The sequence below is a fragment of the Acidovorax sp. Root70 genome, assembly GCF_001428225.1.
Lineage (GTDB): Bacteria > Pseudomonadota > Gammaproteobacteria > Burkholderiales > Burkholderiaceae_C > Acidovorax.
Map to the genome: position 1 here is coordinate 1 of NZ_LMHQ01000026.1, position 1,448 is coordinate 1,448.

Sequence of the window (1,448 nt, forward strand, 5' to 3'; positions counted from 1 at the left end):
GGTTGCCGTTGGCAATCTCGATGGATGCGGACGACACCGAATCCACCCCCTGGCGCACCTCGCTCACCACACCTCGCAGCTGCGCCGACATCGTCGACAGCGACCGCAGCATGTGACCAAACTCGTCCTTGCGGGTGGATTGCAGTTCGCGCGTGAGATCACCTGCCGCAATGGCATCGATGGTTTCCACCGCTTCGTTCAGCGGCAGCGTGATGGAGCGCACCAGCTTCCAGGCCAGGAACAGGCCGGCCGCCATCAACACCATGGAGCTGATGATGCCGGTGATGGCGTAGTCGATGCGGCGCTGGGTGGCGTCGGCGCGGATCGCGTCGCGGCGCTTTTCGAGCGTGCCGACAAAGTCGTCCTGCGCCTTGAGGTATTTCGCGACCAAGGGGGCAAATTCGTTGTCCGCATAACGCTGGGTGGCTACGGCATCGCCCGCGCCCTTAAGCTCCCAGGTCTTGGCAGTGGCTGCCAGCACGGCCTTGCGGGCCTCCAGCACCTTGTCGAGCGAGGCTTTTTCCTCGGGCGCGGTGGCTCCTGCCACGATGCCTTCCTGCACCTTGTTGATGTTGCCAATGATCTCCTTGACCTTGGCGCCGTACTGCTCGGCCAGCACCGAATCGGTAGTGACCGCTCCGCCGATCACCATGGTGACGGCGGTCTCGGTGGCGCCCCGCCAGCGCACGGCGGCCGAGATGCGGGCCTCGATCTCGACCACGGCGTCCATGGCCGCCGTCATTGAAGAGTTGCCCCGGTTCTGCGCAAACGCAGACAGAAGCAACATGGCGATCATGAGCCCCAGAAAAGCGCTCCACAGCTTGCGGGAGACGCGGATATTGTCAAATTGCATGGTTTGTTTTTCCTCGTGGACCGGTGATGCTTCCATGTTCTGCGCATAGCGCGCAAGAAACATTCGATTACATCAATGACAGGTCATAGCCTACGCCAGCCAGAGGCACTGGCGGATTTGCGCCCCACCGGGGAAAACCCGCATCGCAAACACGCCAAAAATTCGCGCATGAAAATACATGAACGAGGGCCGGAGCGCACAGCCTGGCGGCGCTGGCGTGTGCGCACGCCCTGACCCGGATCACCCCTTATTTCGCACGATCAGTGCCGTGGCAGGGCTAAATCCAGCGGCCTTCGGGACACATGACCGCCAGGGATCAGAAACTTTCCCAATCGTCGTCCCCGCCCTTGGCTGCTGCCTTCGGTGCAGGGGCTGCCGACTGCGCGGCTGTTGGAGCCGGTGCCTTGGCCGCGGACAGGCGCGCCGGGGCGGGCGCAGGGGCCTTCGGGGCGGTGGCCGACGCCACGCGAGGCGCGCTGACCGTTGCCTTGGCCACGGCGGGCCGAGGCGCGGGCGCCGGTGCTGCAGCCCGGGGCGCTGCTGCAGGAGCCCGGGTGGCCACGGCCCCCACGTTAAACACCGACACCGCTTGCGC

Annotated in this window: 2 protein-coding genes; both read right to left on the reverse strand. The window is 64.8% G+C overall.

Going from position 1 to position 1,448, the window contains the following annotated elements:
- The coding region (locus tag ASD94_RS13240) for a HAMP domain-containing protein (protein WP_156391431.1) at window positions 1-853 on the reverse strand (853 nt) is incomplete at its 3' end.
- A gap of 316 nt (window positions 854-1,169) precedes the next feature.
- Window positions 1,170-1,448, reverse strand: a 279-nt coding sequence (locus ASD94_RS23785; protein ID WP_200954233.1) for a hypothetical protein, incomplete at its 5' end; no start/stop codon positions are given.